The sequence below is a fragment of the Nonomuraea sp. SBT364 genome, assembly GCF_001083785.1.
Taxonomy (GTDB): domain Bacteria; phylum Actinomycetota; class Actinomycetes; order Streptosporangiales; family Streptosporangiaceae; genus Nonomuraea.
In genome coordinates this window covers 58,776-78,551 of the sequence record NZ_LAVL01000011.1, presented here as the reverse complement: position 1 = coordinate 78,551, position 19,776 = coordinate 58,776, and the positions used below count along the sequence as shown (strand labels likewise).

General features: G+C 69.5%; 19 protein-coding genes and 3 pseudogenes. 8 read left to right on the top strand and 14 right to left on the bottom strand.

Annotated elements, in window-relative coordinates; genetic code table 11:
• Nucleotides 1–6: 6 nt before the first annotated feature.
• The 4 genes from ADY59_RS49725 to ADY59_RS48525 form a co-directional block, all read right to left on the bottom strand.
• Nucleotides 7–360, bottom strand: a complete 354-nt coding sequence (locus ADY59_RS49725) for a hypothetical protein (RefSeq protein WP_156325367.1) — start codon at nucleotides 358–360, stop codon at nucleotides 7–9.
• 125 nt (nucleotides 361–485) lie between these two features.
• Entirely contained in the window at nucleotides 486–950 is a 465-nt protein-coding gene (locus ADY59_RS49720) for a hypothetical protein (RefSeq protein WP_156325366.1), read from the bottom strand.
• A gap of 84 nt (nucleotides 951–1,034) precedes the next feature.
• Nucleotides 1,035–3,032 (bottom strand): RHS repeat-associated core domain-containing protein, encoded by a 1,998-nt coding sequence (locus ADY59_RS08100; protein WP_049559668.1) that lies wholly within the window; start codon nucleotides 3,030–3,032, stop codon nucleotides 1,035–1,037.
• Nucleotides 3,029–3,640 (bottom strand): RHS repeat domain-containing protein, encoded by a 612-nt coding sequence (locus ADY59_RS48525; RefSeq protein ID WP_082309941.1) that lies wholly within the window; start codon nucleotides 3,638–3,640, stop codon nucleotides 3,029–3,031. Before ADY59_RS48525 ends, ADY59_RS08100 begins: the two co-directional genes overlap by 4 nt.
• Before the next feature lie 259 nt (nucleotides 3,641–3,899).
• Here ADY59_RS48525 and ADY59_RS08090 point away from each other — a divergent pair, with 259 nt between their 5' ends.
• The 3 genes and pseudogenes from ADY59_RS08090 to ADY59_RS53925 form a co-directional block, all read left to right on the top strand.
• Entirely contained in the window at nucleotides 3,900–5,012 is a 1,113-nt protein-coding gene (locus tag ADY59_RS08090) for a MerR family transcriptional regulator (RefSeq protein ID WP_049559663.1), read from the top strand.
• Nucleotides 5,012–6,325, top strand: coding sequence for an MFS transporter (locus ADY59_RS08085; protein ID WP_049559766.1), 1,314 nt, complete (start codon nucleotides 5,012–5,014; stop codon nucleotides 6,323–6,325). Before ADY59_RS08090 ends, ADY59_RS08085 begins: the two co-directional genes overlap by 1 nt.
• A gap of 131 nt (nucleotides 6,326–6,456) precedes the next feature.
• A pseudogene (locus ADY59_RS53925) lies at nucleotides 6,457–6,627 on the top strand (recombinase family protein); the annotation flags it as partial.
• Nucleotides 6,628–6,942: 315 nt separating this feature from the next.
• On the opposite strand, the gene ADY59_RS52365 reads toward ADY59_RS53925, so the two are convergent.
• Complete coding sequence (locus ADY59_RS52365; protein WP_231618596.1) at nucleotides 6,943–7,281, bottom strand: hypothetical protein; 339 nt, start codon at nucleotides 7,279–7,281, stop codon at nucleotides 6,943–6,945.
• A gap of 149 nt (nucleotides 7,282–7,430) precedes the next feature.
• Complete coding sequence (locus tag ADY59_RS08075) at nucleotides 7,431–7,838, bottom strand: winged helix-turn-helix transcriptional regulator (RefSeq protein ID WP_049559657.1); 408 nt, start codon at nucleotides 7,836–7,838, stop codon at nucleotides 7,431–7,433.
• Nucleotides 7,839–7,948: 110 nt separating this feature from the next.
• On the opposite strand from ADY59_RS08075, the gene ADY59_RS08070 reads away from it, so the two are divergent.
• Nucleotides 7,949–8,731, top strand: a complete 783-nt coding sequence (locus ADY59_RS08070; RefSeq protein ID WP_049559655.1) for an SDR family NAD(P)-dependent oxidoreductase — start codon at nucleotides 7,949–7,951, stop codon at nucleotides 8,729–8,731.
• Nucleotides 8,732–8,800: 69 nt separating this feature from the next.
• Nucleotides 8,801–8,975, top strand: a pseudogene (locus ADY59_RS52360) (helix-turn-helix domain-containing protein); the annotation flags it as partial.
• Between the two features lie 129 nt (nucleotides 8,976–9,104).
• On the opposite strand, the gene ADY59_RS51155 reads toward ADY59_RS52360, so the two are convergent.
• From ADY59_RS51155 to ADY59_RS53920, 3 genes and pseudogenes are all read right to left on the bottom strand, one after another.
• A complete protein-coding gene (locus tag ADY59_RS51155; protein WP_049559652.1) occupies nucleotides 9,105–9,515 on the bottom strand; it encodes a questin oxidase family protein in 411 nt (136 codons plus the stop codon).
• Nucleotides 9,491–10,060 carry a TetR family transcriptional regulator C-terminal domain-containing protein gene (locus tag ADY59_RS51150; RefSeq protein WP_063780595.1) on the bottom strand — a complete coding sequence of 190 codons (570 nt, stop codon included), beginning with the start codon at nucleotides 10,058–10,060 and terminating at the stop codon, nucleotides 9,491–9,493. The genes ADY59_RS51155 and ADY59_RS51150 overlap by 25 nt, the downstream gene beginning before the upstream one ends.
• An 82-nt stretch (nucleotides 10,061–10,142) precedes the next feature.
• Nucleotides 10,143–10,244 (bottom strand): annotated as a pseudogene (locus tag ADY59_RS53920) (TetR family transcriptional regulator); the annotation flags it as partial.
• 151 nt (nucleotides 10,245–10,395) lie between these two features.
• On the opposite strand from ADY59_RS53920, the gene ADY59_RS08055 reads away from it, so the two are divergent.
• Entirely contained in the window at nucleotides 10,396–10,629 is a 234-nt protein-coding gene (locus tag ADY59_RS08055; protein ID WP_049559650.1) for a hypothetical protein, read from the top strand.
• A 32-nt stretch (nucleotides 10,630–10,661) separates the two neighbouring features.
• Nucleotides 10,662–12,254: a carboxylesterase/lipase family protein gene (locus ADY59_RS08050; RefSeq protein ID WP_197093492.1), complete on the top strand. Its 1,593-nt coding sequence runs from the start codon at nucleotides 10,662–10,664 to the stop codon at nucleotides 12,252–12,254.
• 465 nt (nucleotides 12,255–12,719) lie between these two features.
• On the opposite strand, the gene ADY59_RS08045 is transcribed toward ADY59_RS08050, so the two are convergent.
• On the bottom strand, nucleotides 12,720–13,373 hold the full coding sequence (locus tag ADY59_RS08045) for a class I SAM-dependent methyltransferase (RefSeq protein WP_049559647.1): 654 nt from the start codon (nucleotides 13,371–13,373) through the stop codon (nucleotides 12,720–12,722).
• Nucleotides 13,374–13,410: 37 nt separating this feature from the next.
• Between ADY59_RS08045 and ADY59_RS08040 the strand changes: the two genes are divergently transcribed.
• Entirely contained in the window at nucleotides 13,411–13,851 is a 441-nt protein-coding gene (locus tag ADY59_RS08040; protein ID WP_049559644.1) for a MerR family transcriptional regulator, read from the top strand.
• A gap of 313 nt (nucleotides 13,852–14,164) precedes the next feature.
• On the opposite strand, the gene ADY59_RS49710 is transcribed toward ADY59_RS08040, so the two are convergent.
• The 4 genes from ADY59_RS49710 to ADY59_RS51135 all read right to left on the bottom strand — a co-directional run bounded on the left by ADY59_RS49710 (nucleotide 14,165) and on the right by ADY59_RS51135 (nucleotide 19,771).
• Entirely contained in the window at nucleotides 14,165–14,449 is a 285-nt protein-coding gene (locus tag ADY59_RS49710) for a hypothetical protein (RefSeq protein WP_049559642.1), read from the bottom strand.
• Nucleotides 14,450–14,556: 107 nt separating this feature from the next.
• Nucleotides 14,557–16,668 (bottom strand): FtsX-like permease family protein, encoded by a 2,112-nt coding sequence (locus tag ADY59_RS08030; RefSeq protein WP_049559641.1) that lies wholly within the window; start codon nucleotides 16,666–16,668, stop codon nucleotides 14,557–14,559.
• Entirely contained in the window at nucleotides 16,665–18,101 is a 1,437-nt protein-coding gene (locus ADY59_RS51140; RefSeq protein ID WP_197093491.1) for an FtsX-like permease family protein, read from the bottom strand. Before ADY59_RS51140 ends, ADY59_RS08030 begins: the two co-directional genes overlap by 4 nt.
• Complete coding sequence (locus tag ADY59_RS51135; RefSeq protein WP_197093490.1) at nucleotides 18,098–19,771, bottom strand: hypothetical protein; 1,674 nt, start codon at nucleotides 19,769–19,771, stop codon at nucleotides 18,098–18,100. The genes ADY59_RS51140 and ADY59_RS51135 overlap by 4 nt, the downstream gene beginning before the upstream one ends.
• Nucleotides 19,772–19,776 lie beyond the last annotated feature (5 nt).

Genomic DNA, 19,776 nt, shown 5'->3' with positions numbered 1-19,776 from the left:
AAGGGCTCACTTTCTCGGCTCTCCGATCCAACGCATGTCGACGATCAGAAGAGCCTCCGCATGAACTGACTTACCTTGAAGCGTGTTCAGAACGTCGGGAGTATCCTGGAGCGCTTTGGGCTCGAATGGATCTACAGACAAGTACGTGCCCCATTTGGCGGAGGACATCGATGCGCCTGTTGGATCCGTTTCGATGAGATGCCAGCCGCGCTCCTGGAGAAGGCGCATGGCTTTGCGCATCGCCTCCTGAGCGTTTACGCTTCCGAGGTCGAGAACAAAAGCATGTGCAATAGATGCACCCCCGTTATCACTGATATTCTGGGCAGTTTCGTAGCTACCCTCCACCTGCACTGTGCCCACGCTTCGCACCTCCTCAAGAGCGGCGCGGGGTGGCCGGCGAGTGGGCTCCGAGAGCAAATCTTCCCGGAAAACTAGGAAGGCTACGATAGCTAGCGCCGCTAAGAGGAATCCTCCGATCAGCGCCCTTATCCACATTTCAGTTTGGCATCTACGCAGCGCCAAAATTCCCACATGACACCATCTCCTCCCTTATTCAGGTCGAACATCGCATCCAGCTCTCTTCGCCTCCGATTGGCTTCGACCTCGTTCGCCTCATTAGGGAGCTTGCCCGTTTTAAGCCATGTCTCAAGGTGTTTATAGCTCGGAGTTGGATAATATATCGCCCCATTCTTGCTCACCGTTACGACTCCGGAACATCCACAGTACGCATAAGCGGCTTCATAGTCGTCGATATTGCGGCCATTGATCACGATATGTTGCTTCAGATGAGCCATCCATGCCGCAGCAAGCTCTATGGCTCTGGCAGGCTTCAAAAGCTCCGCTGCAATCTGCACTACCGTCTTTTTCTTCCACTTATTCCCCTCAAGCTTAACGAGCATAAAAGCACCCTTACAGATCTCAAGCTGAGCAATGCCGATCGAAGCCGTCAAAGCGTCTTCATTCTCGAGTCTCGTCCACCCTACCGCCGCCAAAGCGCCCAGAGCGCCCGTGCCTTCTTCTGCATTCGCAGATTCTCAGATGAGGACGGCAGTGAGAACGTACTTGAAAATACCGAATCTTTTGGCATTCTTCTCAATGTCATCCCAGCATGGCAGGAGGTCCTTATATCGCTCATAATGCGACCATCCACCGCCAGAAGATTTTGACTGACTCATGGCGCCGCCTGCAGCCTGGAGCTTTACCGAGTGAGACTGTCCGGTTCCGAGCAATTCCTCTTCGGTGATCGATGGATTGATGAAGTTCTGCCATGAGGCGTACTCCGTAAACCCTGCACGCCCCTTGGGGGTCAAATTCCAGAAGCCGAGCGGTGCGCGTAGGCCGTTAGGCATCGTGCCAGTTCGCTTTGCTTCCTCGTCGTCGGCCCAGATCTGGCTCGGCACGATCATAGTTTCGTAATACCAGATGATGCCGGCGGATTCGGGATCGATTCCGTCGCCAAGACGTCCTATTCCCCACGAGTAGACGGAGCTGGTGGGGGTGTTGAAGCAGGTAGGGGCGCACCCGAAGCCGCTTCCGCCCAGGTTGAGGTGGGAACTGAAGTCGGTGGATTTTTGACTCCAGTCGATGGAGCCGCCGCTGCTGGTGCCACGGCCGACGGTGGCGTGGCCGGTGGGGTCGATGCCGGTGAGGGGTGAGGCGTTGGCGTAGGTGTAGCGGTTGGCCTGGACGGACGGGTTCGGTGCCAGGGGCATGGTGTCGCGGCTGGTGAAGGTGCCTGTTCCCGGCTGGTACCAGCGGGCGTGCATGTTGACCTTGCCGGTGTCGGGGTCGGTGTATTCGCCTTGGTAGCCGAGGTTGGTCATGGTGCCGGTCTGGGCGGTGGCGGTGCCGAAGGGGTCGAAGGCGGTGGAGGTGACCAGCGCGGTGTTGAAGGTGGCGACCAGGTCGCCGTGCAGGTCGGACAGCGCAGCCACCGGAGTGCCGGTGCCTTCCTGCAGGCCGAGCAGGCCACCGAAGGCGTCGCGGCTGTAGCGTGCCTGGACGGTGCCGCCGGCGCTGATGGCAGCGAGGTCGTTGCCGAGGCCGCTGTGGCTGAAGGTTTGGTTGCTGGTGCCGCGGGTGCGTGAGGTGACGCGGTTGAGGGCGTCGTAGCTGTAGAGGCTGTCGCCGTCGGCGATGAGCCGGTCGAAGGCGTCGAAGGTGAACTGGGTGGTGGCTCCGGCCTTGGTCTCGGTGGCGAGGGTGGCGCGCGGTGTGTAGGTGTAGATGCTGCCGTCGCCGCCGGTCAGCTGGTTGCGCTCGTCATAGGTGTAGGTCATGTCGCCGACCTTGGTGCGGTTGCCGGAAGCGTCCCACTCATACGCAGTGACAGCGCCGCCGGGGGCGGTCCAGGAGGTGAGGCGTCCGGCGTGGTCGTAGCCGTACGTGTTGGTGCCTGCTCCGGCGGTGCCGGTGGTGGTCTTGGTGGTGAGGTTGTCGTCGTCGTCCCACCCGTAGGTGATCGTGGCGAGCTGGGTGCCGGAGCCGTTCTTCAGCGTGTGGCCGGTGAGCCGGTTCATCGGGTCGTAGTCGAAGGACTGGGTGCTGGCCTGGCCGCTGGTGGCGGTGATGGTCTTGACGCGACTGGCCTGGTCGTAGCCGTAGGTGAGGGTACGGCCGGTGACCGGGTCGGTGGCGGTCTTCAGCCGGCTGGCGTTGTCCCAGGTGAACGCGGAAGTTCCGGCGGCGTCGATGCGCTGGGTGGGGTTACCGAGGGCGTCGTAGCCGTAGGCGGTCTGCTGGACCCCGCTTTTCAGGAGGGCCAAAGGCAGGCCGCGGTCGTTGTAGGAGACGGTCAAGTCACCGGCTGTGGTGGTGCGGCCAGCCGGGTCGTACCCGAAGGTCTTCTCCGCGGTGGTGGCGCCGCCGCCCGCGCCGGACTCGTGGGTGAGCCGGTTCAGGTGGTCGAAGGTGCGGTCGATGCGCACCCCGCCGGGCTGGACGGTGGCCGTCGGGTTGCCGGCCGCGTCGTACAGGTGGGTCCAGGTGCGGTCGGCCAGGTTGGGGTGGGCGGTGGTGGCCGGTTCGGTCACTGTCTCGGCCAGGCCGATGCTGTTGTAGCTGGTCCAGGTGGCGTTGCCGCGGCCGTCGGTGATGCGGGTGCGGGCGCCGGTGGAGTCGTAGCCGAAGCTGGTGGTGATCGACTCGCCGCTGCTGACCGGCTCGACCAGGGAGGTGAGGCGGTTGAGAGCGTCGAACGTCTGCTGGGTGACGTGCCCCTCGGGGAGGTGGAGCTGGTCTGGTTGCCGGCCGCGTCGAAGCCGTAGCCGACGGTGCGCAGCACTGTGCCACCGGCGTTGAGGTCCTTGGCGGCGGTCTTGCGGCCGGCCAGGTCGTATTCGGCGACGGTCGCGTTGCCGAGCGGGTCGGTCGTCTTGACCATTCGTCCGGCCAGGTCGTAGGTCATCGTGGTGGTGCTGGTCATCGGGTCGGTGGAGGAGGTGACCTCTCCGGCCGCGTTCATCGCGAGCGTGCTGGTCTTCCCGCCGGGGGCGACCTGCTTGGTCAGGCGGCCGGCGTCGTCGTACTCCATCGTCGTGATGAAAGCCGCGGTGGTGGGGTGGCGCTCGATCTGGGTGGCGGTGATCTGCCGGCCCAGATCGTCGTAGGTCGCCTCGGACCGGGCCCCGGTCGGGTCCACCGTGGCCCGCGCTCGCCCGTGCCTATCCCGACCGAGGGCTCTGCCGAAGCGTCCGGCTAAGTTACTCCCGGGTACCGCCAACGGCTGTCCGCAGCATCAACCCCGGTCTCGATCTCGGGGTCAGCGTGTAGCGATTGCCAGAGAGCTCGGAGCGGTCATGGGAAGGCGCATGGAAGGGTGGTGATGTTGTTGACCTTCCCCTTGGGTGAAGCCCCAGCATCGTTGACACCGGTCGTCATGGCCGGGACGAGGAGGAGTCGTGCGGGAGCTGCTGACGATCGGAGCGTTCGCTCGGGCAGCTCGGCTGTCGCCGAAGGCCCTGCGGCTCTACGACGAACTCGGGCTCCTGCTGCCGGCCGCCGTGGATGGCGATTCGGGATACCGGTTCTACGATCCGGAGCAGTTGGAGCGAGCCCGGTTGATCGCCTGGCTGCGGCGTCTGGGCATGCCCTTGACCCGTATCCGGCGTGTGTGTGATCTACCTGCGGAGACAGCGGCCGAGGAGATCGCCGGCTACTGGGATCAGTTCCTGGCCGAGACCGCCGCTCGCGGCCGGTTGGCAACCTTCCTCGTCGACTACCTGATGGGAAGAGGCAGCTCTGTGGACGATTCCGTGACCATGTTCGGGATCCGTTACGTCGCCCGCTCAGAGTCGGGACTGGTGCGGACGAGCAACGAGGACACCGCCTATGCGGGCCCCCGCTTGCTGGCGGTGGCTGATGGCGTCCGTGGCGGGGCCGGAGACCTCGCGAGCGCGACCGCCATCGAGGCACTCAAACCGCTGGAGGCTCTCGCCATGCCCGCCGAAGACCTCCTCGGCGCGCTGGCTGACGCGGTCGACGAAGCCGACGCGGAGATCGGGACGATCGCCGCAGCATCATTGGATGGCGAGGCCGTCACCACCCTGACCGCACTGCTGTGGTCCGGCTCCCATCTGGCGCTAGTGCACATCGGCGACAGCCGCGCCTACCGCCTGCGAGACGGTGAGCTCTCCCAGATCACCCATGACCACACCTTCGTCCAGTCCCTGATCGACGAAGGACGACTGACTCCCGATGAAGCGGCCTCACATCCGCAGCGCTCACTGCTGGCACGAGCACTGACCGGCACAGGCGGGACGCATCCGGACCTGTCACTTCACCAGGCCGCTGCCGGTGACCGCTACCTCTTGTGCTCCGACGGGTTGTCGGCCGTCGTCTCGGCCGCGTCCCTGCAGAAGGTGCTGACCGAGGAGGACGGCCCGCAGCAGGCACTCGACGAATTGATCGCGCAAGCGTACGCCGCAGGTGCTCCCGACAACATCGCCTGTGTCGTCGCCGACGTGGTACCGCTGGACGCTGCGGATGCCGTCCGGAACGTTCCCTGCCGGTGATGCGCGCCCCCAGGCTCAAGGCAGGGCGCGGCATCATCGTCGATCGTCGACCGCTGAGGGTCGACGCATTCCGGCGGTTGTGGGTGGCGTCGGCGGTGTGCGCGGTGGGCGGGTCGTTCAGCCTGGCCGCGATCCCGACGCAGCTGTTCACCATGACCGGGTCATCGGCGGTCGTGGGTGCCTCGGCCGTCGTGTCGTTCGTCGCGCTGGTGGTGGCGGCTCTGTGGACAGGTGCTCTCGCCGACGTCAGAGACCGGCGAGCGATACTCCTGGCGGCGCACTGCGGCCTGACGTTGACCTATGCGGCCTTGTGGACTCAGTCTGTGCTGGACGCCCGATCCGTCCCGATCCTGATGATGCTGGTGGCTTGCCAGGGACTGACCTTCGGATCGATCATGACGACGATGGGTGCCGTGGTGCCCCGCCTCGTCCCGGTCGAACTGCTCCCAGCGGCCAACAGCCTCAGCTCGCTGGTTCGCTACGCCGGGTCGATTTTGGGCCCCGTGCTCGCCGGTCTTCTGATCCCGCTCGTCGGGCTCGGCACCCTGTACCTGTTCGACGCGCTCGCGCTGCTGGCCGTCGTGTGGGCCGTCGCCAAGTTGCCCCGCTTGGAGCCAGCCCGAGCATCGAACGTTCTGGCCGAACCGCGCTGCGGGGATCATCCGAGCATCGCTCAGCTCCTGGCTGGGTTCCGGTACCTGGCCGCCAGCCGACTGCTCGTGGCAGTGTTGGCGGTCGACCTCTCGGCGATGGTCTTCGGCATGCCGGTCGCGCTTTTCCCCGAACTGGCCCAGCGCACCTACGGCGGCCCGGCTGGCGGCGGTCCGGCACTGGGACTGCTCTACGCCGCCTACCCAGCCGGGGTGTTCGCGGTCGGTCTCCTATCGGGCACCTTCACCCGCGCCCGCCGCCATGGCGCTTGCATGGCGGCCGCCGCTGCCGCGTGGGGCATCACTGTGGTCGTACTCGGCTTGGCGGCACAGCTGTGGATCGCGCTGATAGCACTCGTCCTCGGCGGAGCCGTGAACTTCGTGCTCAGCACCTTCCGCAACGCCATCTCCCAAGCCCTTACCGACGACGCCATGCGCGGCCGGATCCAAGGAACGCTCACTGTTGTCCTCATCGGTGGACCGCAGCTCGCGAACTTGCTGCACGGGACCACTGCGTCGCTCCTCGGGCCCCGAACAGTGATTTGCATTGGAGGTCTACTGACTATCGTGGCCGTCGCCGCGATCGCATGGCGAGTTCCCGAGCTGCGTTCCTACATGATGTCCGCCCCAGAACCACGTCGTGACCCAGACCGCTCAGCGTGATCCACACTGGCCTCGCTCCAGCTTGGAACGCGATCGGTGTTCCGTTAGGGGATCCCTCAGCGGAACACCACCCGGGCCGAATAGACGCCCAGGTCGGGGTGTTCCGTATAGGCGTTCCGTGAACTGTTCCGGTGAAGGCCCCCTATCCGGAACACTTTGAGCGCGTGAACGGGACTCGGGTCGGCTACGCGCGATGCTCGACCGACGAACAAGACGTCATCATCCAGACCGAGCAGCTCCTGGCGCTCGGCGTGCCGCAAGACCGGATCTACATCGACCGCGGGTTCTCCGGGACCACCCGCCGCAACCGCCGCCGACTACCGCCACAACGCCCGGATCGCCGGCCCCCACCCCACACCCTGACCGGCCCGCACCTGATGGACCCGGCCGCCCCTGCGCGCGCGGCCACGCGAGTGGGGCATGCGCGTTCTACTCTCCGGACTGCCGCTGAAGCTTCAACGGCCGAGCCTGAGGTCGAAGACCCACACAGGAAACGGCGGGAAGATCCCATCTGGTTCGCCCATGGCGACTGGTGCGAGGTCGTCCCAGAGGACGAGTCCAGGCGTCTCGTCGGTGAGGAAGCCCGTGACGATGCCATCGAGATCGTCCGTTGGCTGTTAGGCCCCGCCAAAGGGCAGGTCGGTGGGAGCGAGGGACGCCGTCGAGCACCGCAACTGCCCGGCTTGTTCGTCGTGCCAGACGTAGAAGGTAGCCGGCCCGTCGTAGTCCGCTGCCCTGATCTGATGCTGGATAGCTCTGGCAGTCTCCAACAGCGCAGACACCACCTGGCCGGTGGCAAGCCCGGAACACTCTTCCGCCGTGGCGCTGAGCCAATGCGTGTTGTCGTACTCGGCCTTGCGGTAGGTAGGCGTGAGCGACACGGGTTCGTGCGCGATCTCCTGGATATTCCTCACCAGCACGCGTTCAGTGTGCCGTGGCGCCAGCCCGATGACCACGCGCTGGACCCTTTCTCAGGTCGGACGCGTGGGCGTGGGCCCGCGCTCGGTGGGCGTGCGCACCTCGATGACGACGCCTCCCGACGTCGAACAGCAAGACCATGGGCAAGCGGGCGGATGACGTCGGGTGGAGATCGCCGCGAGCTGGGTTACGGGCTCAGAATCACTTGAGCCGCCGGTTTCACGCTGTGGTCATAGCGCTGCTGGGCCGCGACGACCTCGGGGGTGTGCGCCGAAATCCAGCGGACCAGTTGGGCGAAGGGGCGGGACAGGCCTTGCCCCAGCTCGGTCAGCTCATAGCTGACCTGCGGCGGGGTGGTCGGCTCCACGGTGCGCTCTACAAGCCCGTCACGGACCAGGGTGCGCAGTTTGGCGGAGAGCATCTTCTCGCTGATGCCATCGATGCGCTGGCGCAGCTCGAAGAAGCGCATCGGCCCAGGTGTCAGGGCGGCCAGGATCAGCGGCACCCACCGTCCGGTGACATGTTCCATCACCTCCCGCCCGGGGCAGCCGCTGTGGAATGTGTCACTGATCCACCGGGCGTCGTTCTCGTCCACCTGCTCACCTACCGCACTTTCCAGGGCTTACCTTTAGGTACGTACTTACAAAGAGTAAGCCCAGAACCTAACGTTTCTCACGTCTTCGTACGACGAGCCGGGAGAGACAGATGAATGGCAAGCAGGTGGCGCTGGTCAGCGGAGCCAGCCGGGGAATCGGGGCCGCTACCGCGCGCGAGTTGGGTCGGCTCGGCTATCACGTGATCGTCAACTATCTGCGCGATGCCGAGTCCGCGGAGGTGGTGGTCAAGGAGATCGGCGCCGCGCAGGCGATCCGGGCCGACGTGACTGTTGAGGCTCAGGTGACCGCGCTGGTGGACCGAGTGGTTGCCGAGCACGGGCGGATCGACGTGCTGGTGGGCAATGCCAACACAGCGGCGCCGCCGTTCGGCCCGCTGGAGCATGTGCCGTGGGAGGCGTTCGCGGCCAAGGTGAGCGATGAGCTGGCCGGCGTCTATCACCTGACCCGTCGGGTGCTGCCGATCATGCGCCGACGGCGGTCCGGACGGATCGTCTACGTCTCCGCCACCGCCGCCGAGCTGATCATCGGCAGCGCCGCACACTCCACGGCCAAGGCCGCCGTGAACGCCTTCACCCAGCAGGTCGCCGGCGAGGCCATACGGGACGGCATCACCGTCAATGCCGTCGCCCCTGGCGGGGTCGGCACCGATGCCACCGCCGAGGTGTTCACCGACGGCATCCGGCGCCACTTCGGCGACCGGTCGGTGACCGGCACGATGCTGCGGCCGCACGACCTGGCTCGCCCGATCGCCGCGCTTGTGGATGGCGCCTTCGCCACGGTCACCGGCCAGGTGATCTCCGTCGATGGCGGATATCCGCTGCTGAGCCAGTTGCTGGACGGCCTTCCGGCCCAGTTCCCTACGGCTTCATGAGTCCTGGAACAGGGGTGCGGTTCAAGCTTCGTCGGGCCGGCCGGGGACGCGGTCCAAGACGCGGTAGACGGTGGCGCGGCCGACGGAGAACACCTGCTGTGCGAGACCGACCACACGGTGGACACGATCGCAAGGAAGGTGGGCTACGCCAACGCCTTCGCGCTGAGCGCGGCCTTCAAACGACTACGCGGCACCCGCCCCAAGCGACCATCGGAGCCCGAACCCCGCGCGGCGGTCCCGATGAGACCGCTGCGTGCATCGGTCGACCCGAGTCGGCTTCACACCGGCTAGCCACTCCCCGTATTGACTGACAAGCTCTGCACGTAGTTTCCCCGGTACACACCTAATGTCGGAGAGTACGCCGACACCCGCATCACTCAGGGGCGATGAGGTGCCGCGCTCGGATGGCGGCCCTCAACGCGTCCGGGTTGCCGCTGGCCTGGTACACGTCCACAGCGGTATCGGTGAACTTGATGACGTGTTCGTCGCCGTTGGCAACGGCGCGTTCGAGCAGTTCGGCGATCGGATCGTCCGCACGCGGAACTGCGGGCAGCTCCGCCTGTGGGACAGCGTCGTCGGGCTCGTAGGCGGACACGATCGCGGCGGCGGCGGACCATACCGCGGCTAGGCTTGGCGCCCACATCTCCCGGGGCAGGGCGGGCAGAACGTGCTTGATGGCGTTGGGGGCCGTGGCCGTATGGACGAGCAGGATGGGGCTGCCGTGCGCATGGCTGAGATAGCGCAGCGTAGCGGCATGGATCAGCTCGTCCAGAAGGCCCGGCACGTCGCCGGCGTGGGCCGGAGCGCGCGGGGCGGCCTGGGCGGCGGGCCAGCCGGGTACGTCGGCCAGCCGGGCGAGTCGGCGGGCGATGACTCCGGACTTGTCGGCGAGGCGGGGATGCCGGCGAGTGCCTGATCCGGCTTCAGGATTCCCGATGGCGCGGTGGCACCGGGGATGGCACGGCAGCGAGCCGCCCAGAAGGCGAGAGCATGCGCGAGTTCGGCTCGTGCGAGCTGCCCCGCGCCGCGGGCGGGCACGGTGGGGCGGTGTCCGAGCAGGGCGAGCGAGGTCAGCCCTTCCACGAGTGACAGGAGAGTCTCCGCCTCCAGGTCGGCGTCGAGGTCGTCGCGGAACTCGCCGGTTCGCTGGCCGTAGCGGATCAGCCAGGCCAGCAGGTCGCGCGTTCTGGCGTGGGCTTGGCGCAGGATTTCCGCCAGGGACGGGATGGCCGTGGCGTGGGCGGTGAAGGCCGCCAGGATCCTGGCGTCGCGTCGCTGGTGCGGCTCGATCAGGGCGAGCGTACGCAGGGTGGCGGTGAGCAGGGTCACCGCCGACTCCTTGGCGGCGGAGGCGCCGATCTCCTCCTGGCCCTGAGCGGTGATGCGCTGCAGGGCGAAGGCGGAGCATCTCGTCCTTGGTGGCGAAGCAGCGCTGCACCGCCCCCATGGACACGCCGGCCTGCTGCGCCACGTCCCGGAGGGGCGCGCCTTCGGGGCCGTGCCGGTCGATCAGGTCGCAGACCGCTTCGGCGATGTGCGGCGCCTCGCCTCGTAGTCGACCTGCTTGGGCATGAGTCTGCCCTCCACACGTTTTCGATGCGGTTGCATCATATCAGTTTTTCCGGTTTATTTGATGCGTACGCATCGGAACAAGAGAGGACCGCATGAGTCGTTCGAAGACACGCAACGGCACAGCCGACAAGGCGCTGGGGCTGGCCGGGGTTCTGCTCGCCGTTCAGGGGTTCGGCTCGGCGATCACCGAGGCGCAGTGGGGCACCAGCTTCGGAGTCACAGGCATCCTGCGGGCTGTCGGCGTCCCCGGCTGGGCCGATCTTGCTCTGGGAACCGTCGGAGTCGTGTTCCTGCTCATCGTGGCGTATCGGGCGGTGCGCCGGTGAGGCTCCGAGGAATGGCGCGGAGGGTGGCGCGCGTGCGGCTGTTCACGGCGGTGGCCGGCCTGTCCGTCGTCGCGGCCTGCGCGAGCGCCACCGGCCCGGCGTCGAACTCGCGCCAGCCTGTCGCACACACCTCGTCCGGCGCCGTCGCCGGCGCTCACATCGGCCGGGACCTGCAACGGTTCAACGCCATCCCCTATGCCGCGCCGCCGACCGGAACGCTGCGCTGGCAGCCGCCGAAGCCCGTCCACGCGTGGAAAGGCGTCAAGGACGGCACCCGGACGGCCCCGCGCTGCCCGCAGAACGCCAATCCCGCCGACTCCAACCCGGCCAGCACCACCGAGGACTGCCTGTACCTGAACGTCACCGCCCCCCGGACCGTGCCCGCCGGACAACGGCTGCCGGTGATGGTCTGGCTGCACGGCGGCGGCTTCACCCAGGGCGCCGGCGGCGACTACGACACCCAGCGGCTGGCCGACGCGGGCGCGGTCGTCGTGACCATCAACTACCGGCTGGGCATCTTCGGCTTCCTCGGCCACCCCGCCCTGAACGGCTCGGGCGCATTCGGCCTGCTCGACCAGCAGGCCGCGCTGCGCTGGATACGGCACAACGCGGCGGCCTTCGGCGGCGACCCGCGCAACATCACCCTGTTCGGCGAGTCCGCTGGCGCGTTCAGCACCTGCGCCCAGCTGGCGTCCCCCACAGCGGCGGGGCTGTTCGACAAGGCGATCATCCAAAGCGGCACCTGCTCGATGAGTCAGATGGGCATCGACCCAGCTGGCGGCGACACCGTGTGGCCATCACGGCAGTCCGGCGAACGGATCGCCGCGGCCGCCGCTGACCAGGTCGGATGCACGGACGCCGCCCAGACGATGGCCTGCCTGCGCCGGGCACCGGTATCAGCCCTGCTCGCCGCGCAGCAGAAGATTCCCGCCACCTGGGCGCCCTCGTACGGAAGCGACACTCTGCCACTCGACCCGCGCCGGGCGGTGGCCGACGGACGCGTTCACCCGGTGCCACTCATGGTCGGCACCACTGCGCACGAGGCCCGATACTTCGTGGCCATGTACTTCGACGGGCCCGGCCAGCCCCTGAGCCGGCAGACCTATCAGCAATTCCTGCGCACCGCCTTCGGCAAGGACGCCCGGCGGGTCGCGGCCAGGTATCCCGTCAGCGCACACGGCTCCCCCTCCCTGGCATGGGCCGCCATCGCCACCGACCGCGGCTGGACCTGCCCCACCCAGGCGGGCAACCGCCTGCTCACCCGCAAGACCCCCGTCTACCAATACGAGTTCGCCGACGACAGCGCCCCCAGACCGGCCGGGTTTCCCATCCCCGCAGCCTTCCCTCTAGGCGCTTACCACGGAGGGGAACTGCCCTACCTCTTCGACGGCCCCGGCGCCGCCACCGACCAGCCCCTCTCAGCAAGCCAACGCCGACTGGCCGACCAGATGATCGCCTACTGGACCCGCTTCGCCGCCACCGGCAATCCCAACGACCGCGGCCTGCCCCGATGGAAGCCCCTGACCAGCAAGAGCGCGAACCACGTCCGCTCCCTTTCTTCGGCCCGAAGCAATGGCGACGGCTCCACCGAACACCACTGCCGCTTTTGGGACACGCGCAAGTGAAAGGGTTCCAGCTCATGAGCTGGGCCGTCATTCAGACGGTCATCGGTCAGCGGTTCAGACACGGGGGTCGGAGTGTGGCGGAACGAAAACGTACGCCAAGCCCGTTCACGCAGCTCATCAGCGGTAGTGACGGCACTGGACGGTGGGGCCGCGAGCGTACGTGTCCGTCCCGTCGCACCCGGCGGAACGAAGCTGCGCAGGCGCCGTCTCGGCGCGGCCGCGGATCTCGGGGCCGCCAGAGTGGAAGCACGCCGTCGATCACAAGGGCGGCGCGGCCCGTCGCCTGAACGTCACGGAATTTCTTGGATCGTCCGAAGTTCTGGCCGGTGATGGCGAGCTGGAGGCGGCGGCCTTCGAACAGCTCGGCCATCACAGGTAGGTCGGCAGCGGTCCCCTCCCGGAGTACGAGTCCGAGCCCGTCGAGCCGGATGTCGGCGGGCAAGCCGGTTGGTGTTTTGTCCGCGGTCATGACGGCATCCCGGTCGGATTGTCGGCGATCACGCAGGCGACGGGCGGGTCGAGCTCAAGAGTCTCGACCCGGGGACGGGTGAAGCCGGCCTGGGTGAGCAGGCCCTGGAGTTCTCGGGCGGCTTGGGCCGTGGTGTCCCGGGTGGCGCCGGGGCAGCGCGGCTGGCTGACGATCGCGATGCGTCCTGCGGGGCGGAGCAGGCGGCGCAGCTCGCGAAGCCGTTCCACCGGGTCGGGCCAGAACCCCACGGAGTTGACGGCGAGGATGACATCGAGGGGGTCGCCGAAGCTCGGCAACTGCTCCACGGAGGCGCACGTGAGGTGCACCCGGCCGGCGCGGACGGCGGCGGCGCTGCGACGGGCGGCCTGCCGGACCATGGCTTGGGAGTGGTCGACGCCGAAGACGTGGCCCCGGGTGGCGCGGGCGGCGAACTCGGCGATGGCGACGCCGGGACCGAAGCCGATCTCGAGCACCCGGTCGGTGGGCTGCACGTCCAGCAACGACACCGCCCAGACGTTGCGCTGCCGGTTGGAGGGCCGATGGGCGAACATCCTGCCGACCGCCCACCCGACGAGGCCCTGGGGCTGGTGCGCCTGGCGCACCAGATATCTGATCGCGCGTTGCTTGAGAGATGTAGCCGTTGACTGCATGATCGAAGTCAACGGCTTCAAGTATGCTTGAAGTCAAATGGAGGAGCAGCTGACGATCGGTGAGCTGGCGAGCCGTACCGGTCTCGCCACCTCCGCTCTGCGCTACTGGGAGGAGCTCGGCCTGCTCCCGGCCCCGGCCCGGGTCTCGGGCCAACGCCGGTATCCGCCGTCGGCAGTCGGACTGGTCGGCGTGGTCGTGGCGCTGCGAGATGTCGGTTTCACGTTGCGGGAGATCAAAGCGATGCTCGCGTCTCGTTCGCCGGCCGGCGACGGCTGGCGGGAGCTGTACCAGCGCAAGCTCGCCGAGCTGGATCAACGGATCGCGCAGGCCCAGGTGGCACGTACGGCCATCGCCCATGGCCTGGTCTGCCCGCACGAGGACATCTTCGAGTGCTCCAAGTTCGCCGGTGGGGTCGCGGCTCTCCTGGCGGGATCTTCTCTCGAAGCGGCTCATGAAGCGGCTCATACGCACTCGTAGGAGGGACGCGGCCTGCCCCGTCGGGCGTGTCCCGTCCGATCCCTGAGATTGCGGAGTGCTGGCGGGCATGGGCCCGTAGAGGGCAGGTCCGATCTTGTTGATGTAGCCCTGGTGGGACCGTTGGGACAACTGGACTCGCCAGGCCCGCCACGGCTGGGCAGGCAGGAGCTGCAGAACCTTGCCGCGCTGGTCGAGGCTGGACAAGTCGGGCAGCGGTGGCGGGTCACTCCAGTGGCCATGGGTCGGCCGACCGGCCGGCTCGCGGGTCAGGCGGCGGTTCATCCGGTGCACGGTGGCCCACCAGATCATGGCTTCATGATGTTCGGGCTTGCGCTCGCAGATGCGCACCAGGCGCCTTCGGCTGGCCTACCTCACCGGCACGAACGCGTTCGCCGCGCTGCTTTTGCTCCCCGTGGGCGATCGGGACAAGGACGTGGAGATTCTCCGCCTGCGTCACCAGGTCGCCGTCCTTGAAGACCGGGCCCTTCTCGCCGCTCTCCTGGCCTCGATGCCGCGCGAGGTCCTGCGCCGGCTGCGGCTCCTCGTCCGGCCGGATACGGTCCTGCGCCGGCACCGCGACCTGATGAACCGGCGTCATGCCCGTATCCGCCGGCCGAAGCGACGTGGGCGCCCGGATCGGCGAGATGGTCTCACCCGCTCGGCGCACGTCCCCCGGCTTCCCCGCCGGCCCCGAAGTCTCCCGGCTCAGATGTCGCCCGCGCGGATCACCTCGCTCAGCCGCCGGCGGCGGCGGAGCGCCGGCTCGACGGACACCACGACGGCGACCGCCACCAGGAACACGGCCGCCACCAGCCCGAGCCCCCACCACGGCAATGCCGGGGCCGGGTCGGCGCCGGTGAGCAGGCGCAGGGCGAGCGAGCCGAACGTCAGGCGGGTGAGCAGCACCCCGAGCAGCGGACCGGCCACAGCGGCGACCACCACCGGCGGCAGCAGTTCTCCCGCGGCGACCCAGCGAGCCTCTCGGGGCCGCAGCCCGAGGGTGCGCAGCCGGGTCAGAGTCTGCCACCGCTCCGGCGCGCCCGCCGCCGCGCCGAGAGCGAGGCCCAGCAGGCCCAGAATCGGCAGGGTCACGGCCGAGACCCACGCCAGCCGCAGCAGCCCTGAGGACAGCGGCCCATCCACAGTCACGTGACCGACAGCGGCACCAAGGGTGAGCGCGTACGAGGCCATGGCCACGGAGGTCACGAGCACCAGCGGCGGTAGCACGCGGGCCGAGGTCGCCGCCGCCCTCGCGGCCCCGAACACCGCCAGTGGCCGGCGCGATCGCAGGAGCCGGTTGAGCGCGAAGCGTGTCCCGAGAGGTAGTGCTCGCGCCGACACGAGCGCGCCCGCGAGCGCGCCGAGGGCCGGCGCGCTCGCGGCCAGCAGCCCGCCACCGATTCCCCTCTGGTACAGAGCGACGAGGGCGCCGGAGGCGGCCACCAGCGCCCCGGTCTCGAGAGCGGCCCGCCGCAGCCGTACGGTGTTTCGCGCCCACCGCCGCGCACTCCGATTGGCCGGGACGCGGCGATCCCTGGTGGCGCGGGCGGCGGCGAGCGTGCCGAACACCGGTCCGGCGGCGAGAGCGGTGACCACCACGGGAGCCGTCCACTCCCAGGACACCCCCGGCGCGACGGCCCGCACCAGGCCGAGCCCGGCCGCCGCGGCCAGCAGCGTCATCACGGCGGATTCGAGCAGCAACTCGCCACCGATCACCGGTAGCGACATCCCTCTCTGCCGGGCGGCGGTCAGGGCGGGGGCGCGGCGGTGTACCAGCAGGTCGGCGGCGAGCAGCAGGACCAGGACCGCGACGGCAAGCAGGGCGATGAGCAGGACGGACGCTTGCGCGGACGCGGCGTCGACCTGGGAGCTCACATCCCGCAACACCCCGTCGAGCCGAGTCTCCCACTTCAGCCGGCCGTCCCGGGCGCCGGAGGAGCCGGAGGCCGCCTTGAGCGCGACCACGCTCCCGGCGATCGACGGGAGCGTGTGCCAGGTGAGCCGGGCCGGGTCGGGCGTGAACCAGACGGTACGCCGCAACTCGTCCTGGCCGAAGGCGAGCCGGGCGTCGGGCAGCGAGTCGCGTGACAGCAGCCCGGCGAACCGGGTGAAACCGGCACCGCCCGCGCCGGAGACGGGGCGCAGCAGCGAGGGAAGGAGCCGCCAGGCGGGATCGGCGCTGTCACGAGGCCGGAAAATGCCGCTGACCTCGACCTTCTTGACGTTTCCCTGATCGTCGGCGAGTGGGATGCGGGCGCCGGGACGTACCTGGAGAGCGGCGGCGTCTGCCTCCGACAGGCCCACCTGGACCGGCCACGGCGGCGCGCCGTAGGGAATCTGCGCCGTCTCGGAAGCGGTGGGCCCGGGCGGGTCGCCCGCGATCCAGGTCACGTCCGGCCCGCCGTCGCGGGACAGATAGGCGAGCTGGAACGTCCGCAGCACGCTGCCGTCGGTGATCTTGAGGGTGGGGCTGGTAACGGTGGAGACGGGCGGGCGCAGGGCGGCGCGCAGGCCGGGGCCGAGTTCGTCGGTCGCCCTGGCTCGGAAGTCGTCGACGTCCTCGGCGAGGCGGGGATGGCGGACGCGGGTGCCGCTCGGCCCGTCGTCGGCCTCCATGCGGGCGTGGACCTGGAGGTCTGCGCCGGTCGTGCGTACCGCGTCCCGTACGGCGGCGTCGGCGGTCGCGGACAACATTGGCGGCACCGCGCCGGCGAGCAACGTGACGACCGCCACCACGACGGCGGCCAGGAGCAGCGGCCCGGCGTCCGCTCGGGCGCGGCCGGCGACGCTGGGCCAGTGCGGTGCCGGGATCCTCATGGTGTCACCCGCAGATGCGCGGATTCGGCACGCCGGGCCTGGATGACGACCACCACGCTCACCGCCAGCGCGCATCCGGCCGGCAGCCCGGCGAGCAGGGCGGCCTCGGCGGCCCACGGCCAGACGGGCAGAACCTCGGGAACGGGAGCCGCGCCGGCGTCGGAGCGGACGAGCAGAGGCGCGACGACGCGCGTGGCCAGCGCGCCGACGACCGCGCCCGCCGCGAGCAACGGCAGCAGGATGCCGATGTGCTGGCCGAGCAGCACGGTACGGATCTCGCGACGGGTCATCCCCAGACCCCGCAATCGTGCCACCTCGACCGCGCGGGCCCGCAGATCGAACGTCACGTGCAGCACGATCCCGGCGATCATCAACAGCACCGCGGCCGGTACGAGCAGCCGGAGCACGGCCGGCAGCCCGGCCCGCAACGGGCCGCCGGTGAGCCGGACGGTCTCGGACGCGCGCGTGGTGACGCTGCCGAGGCGGAGATCGGCCGCGTCGCCTTCGGCCGGATGGCCGACCCACCACGCGTCCACGGGCACGTCGAAGTCGCCGCTGACGGCGAGAGCACGGGAGAGGGCGTCGAAATCGGCGAGGACGGCCGCCGCGCCCGGAGCGGACGGCACGGCCGGCAGCACCTCGGCCACGCTGACCTGTACGGGGGTGAGGCCGACGGGGAGGTCGAGCCGGGAGCCGCGCCGGGCGCCCACCTCGTCGGCGAAGCGGGACGAGACGGCGACGGGCACCGGTCCCGGGGCCGGGAAAGCGGTGGCGACCAGGTTCCTGGCGGCGTCCGGCGGGCCCTTCAGCGCGACGTTCGTGGTCATCCTCAGCTCGGTGCCCGAGGAGGTGCCGGTCAGGGCGACGGCCGGAGCGCCGAGCTGCCCGGGGGCCGGCCCGGCCGAGGTGGCGGTCCAGGGCGATGCCCCGGAGGCCGGTCCCGGCACGGTGAGCGTCACGGCCACGCGGCTGTCCCCCGCCGGGGACTGCGCCAGGGCGTCGGAGTAGCCGGTGCCCACGTTCCCCGTCGCGATCGCGACCGGAAGGGACACCGCGACCAGCCGGAGCCCTTGGGCCGGCGCGCAGTCCGGCAGGCGATGCGTGCTGCCGTCGAGCGGGATGGGCTCACCGGTGCAAGGAGTACGCAGTCCTGTCGCATCCTGAAACAGCAGCCGGGGCGTCACGGTGAGCGGCGTCGTACCGGTCGCGTTCCCGACCAGGGAGAGCGCGGCTCCGGCCGGGACGGGAACACCAGCGGCGCGCGCCGGTGGCGCGAGACCGGCGCCGACGGCGTGCCAGGTGCGGCCATCGTTCAGCCTCCCGCGCAGCAGCGTCTCGGCACGAGTGGTGTCCACGGCGATCAGCCGCGGCGGGTCACCGGCGCCGCCGAGCCACTGCCCGACCGCGACGCCACGATCGATGGCCGGGCTCACCTCTCCCCCGGTGGCCGCCCTGACCACCTGGCCTGGTCCTGCTGGGAGCGCTGCCATGTGGCGTCGAACCCGATCCCGAACGTGGCCGCCGCGCATCCCAGCGAGATCAGCAGCCCCGCCGCGACCGCCTGCGGCCTGCGGGCGGCTTCGAAGGCGGCCAGCGGAATCATCAACCCGCGAGCCCTGCGAGCCAGCCGTTCCACGACGCGCAACGCGGGCCACACCAGACGCAGCGCCACCGCGGATCCGGCGATGAGCAGCAGCGCGGGAGCGAACACCCGTACGGCGTCGACGGGAGAGGCCGAACCGGCCGGCTGATCGCGCAACTGCCACCAACCGGCGGCGGCGAGCGCCACGAGCAGCAGGTCGGCGCCGGACCGGGCGAGCAGTTCCCGTCGCCCGCGCACACCTCCGGAGGAGGTCCGCAGCGAGGGCACGACGAGCACCACCGCCAGCGCCAGCGCGCCACCGGCGACGGACAGCACCTGCACGGCGTTCACGCCGGAAGACACCGCGAGCCCGGCCCCGGCCAGGGGCGGCAACCGGGTCAGCCCGGCGTGCAGGGCGGACGAGGCCGGGATCGCGACCGCGGTGGCGAGCACGGCGAGCGTACCGGCCTCGACGAGCGCGGCAGCGGCGAGCTGACCGCGGCCGACGCCCAGCGCGGACAGCAGGGCGGTCTCGTCGCCGCGCACACCGGCGCTGAGCCGGCCGGCGAGGGCGAGGGCGGTCGCGGTCAGGACGAGTCCGATGGCGGCGACGGCGAGCACGCCGGCCGTGGTGACCCGCTGCTGATCGTGGGCGGACAGCAGGGTCGAGGGCAATCGGGAGGCGACGCGCTGGATCCGTACCCGGTCGCCGAGCGTCTGCCCCAGCCGGTGGTCGGCGCCGAGCACGGCCTGAGTGACGGTGTCGAGGTCACGACCGGCGGGGGCGGACAGGTCGGGGCGGGCGGTGATCTCCAGCCGGTCGAGGGCGGAACCGCCGCCGAGCAGGTCGGCGAGGTCGACGATGAACGGCCCGTACGCGTGAACCGGCTGTGCGGAGCGGCCGTCGCGGTAGGCCGGGTCGTATCCGGCGGCGGCGAGGGGGTCCCGGTCCCAGCCCGTGCCCGGCAGCGGCCGTACGACGCCGACCACGCTCACCTCGATCCCGTGGTCGGGATCGTCGGTCAACTCCATGCCGAGGCGGACCCGGCTGCCGACGGACAGGCCGAGCTGCCGCGCGGTGCTTTCCAGGACGACGGCCTGCCTCGGCACGGCACCCGCCCGCGGCAGGCGGCCGGCGGCCAGTTGGGTGCGGGCCGGCAGATCCTCCACCCCCGACAGGTACGCCACAGCCGGAACGCCGGCGCTGGGGAGCGACCGCATCACGGACGACGCGCGCGCGGCCGTCGTTGTCGCGAACGGGGCGAGGGCCGAAGTCAGCACGCCGCGGGTGTCGTCGGCGACGGACTTCGCGTACTCGCCGCGCACGGTGACGGTGTAGGCGGTGACGTCGATCTGGTCGGAGGTGGCGCGGGAGGCGGCGGTCTCCAGCGCCTGCTCGGCGGTACGGGTGAGCAGGAGAGCGCAGGCGCCCAGCAACGTGGGGCCGACCACGGCGACGGCCAGGAGGGCTGCCAGCAATGGCCATTGCGCGCGAGCTCGCCGGGCGACCAGCCTCAGCACGGACA

What these genes read in the sequence shown, in the direction of transcription:
- ADY59_RS08085 (WP_049559766.1), top strand. Translation starts at nt 5,012, where the DNA reads ATGCGCGCCCCCAGGCTCAAGGCAGGGCGCGGCATCATCGTCGATCGT.
- ADY59_RS49710 (WP_049559642.1), bottom strand. Translation starts at nt 14,449, where the DNA reads ATGACGCCGGTTCATCAGGTCGCGGTGCCGGCGCAGGACCGTATCCGG.
- ADY59_RS08055 (WP_049559650.1), top strand. Translation starts at nt 10,396, where the DNA reads ATGAGTCGTTCGAAGACACGCAACGGCACAGCCGACAAGGCGCTGGGG.
- ADY59_RS08030 (WP_049559641.1), bottom strand. Translation starts at nt 16,668, where the DNA reads ATGAGGATCCCGGCACCGCACTGGCCCAGCGTCGCCGGCCGCGCCCGA.
- ADY59_RS08070 (WP_049559655.1), top strand. Translation starts at nt 7,949, where the DNA reads ATGAATGGCAAGCAGGTGGCGCTGGTCAGCGGAGCCAGCCGGGGAATC.
- ADY59_RS08040 (WP_049559644.1), top strand. Translation starts at nt 13,411, where the DNA reads ATGGAGGAGCAGCTGACGATCGGTGAGCTGGCGAGCCGTACCGGTCTC.
- ADY59_RS08045 (WP_049559647.1), bottom strand. Translation starts at nt 13,373, where the DNA reads ATGCAGTCAACGGCTACATCTCTCAAGCAACGCGCGATCAGATATCTG.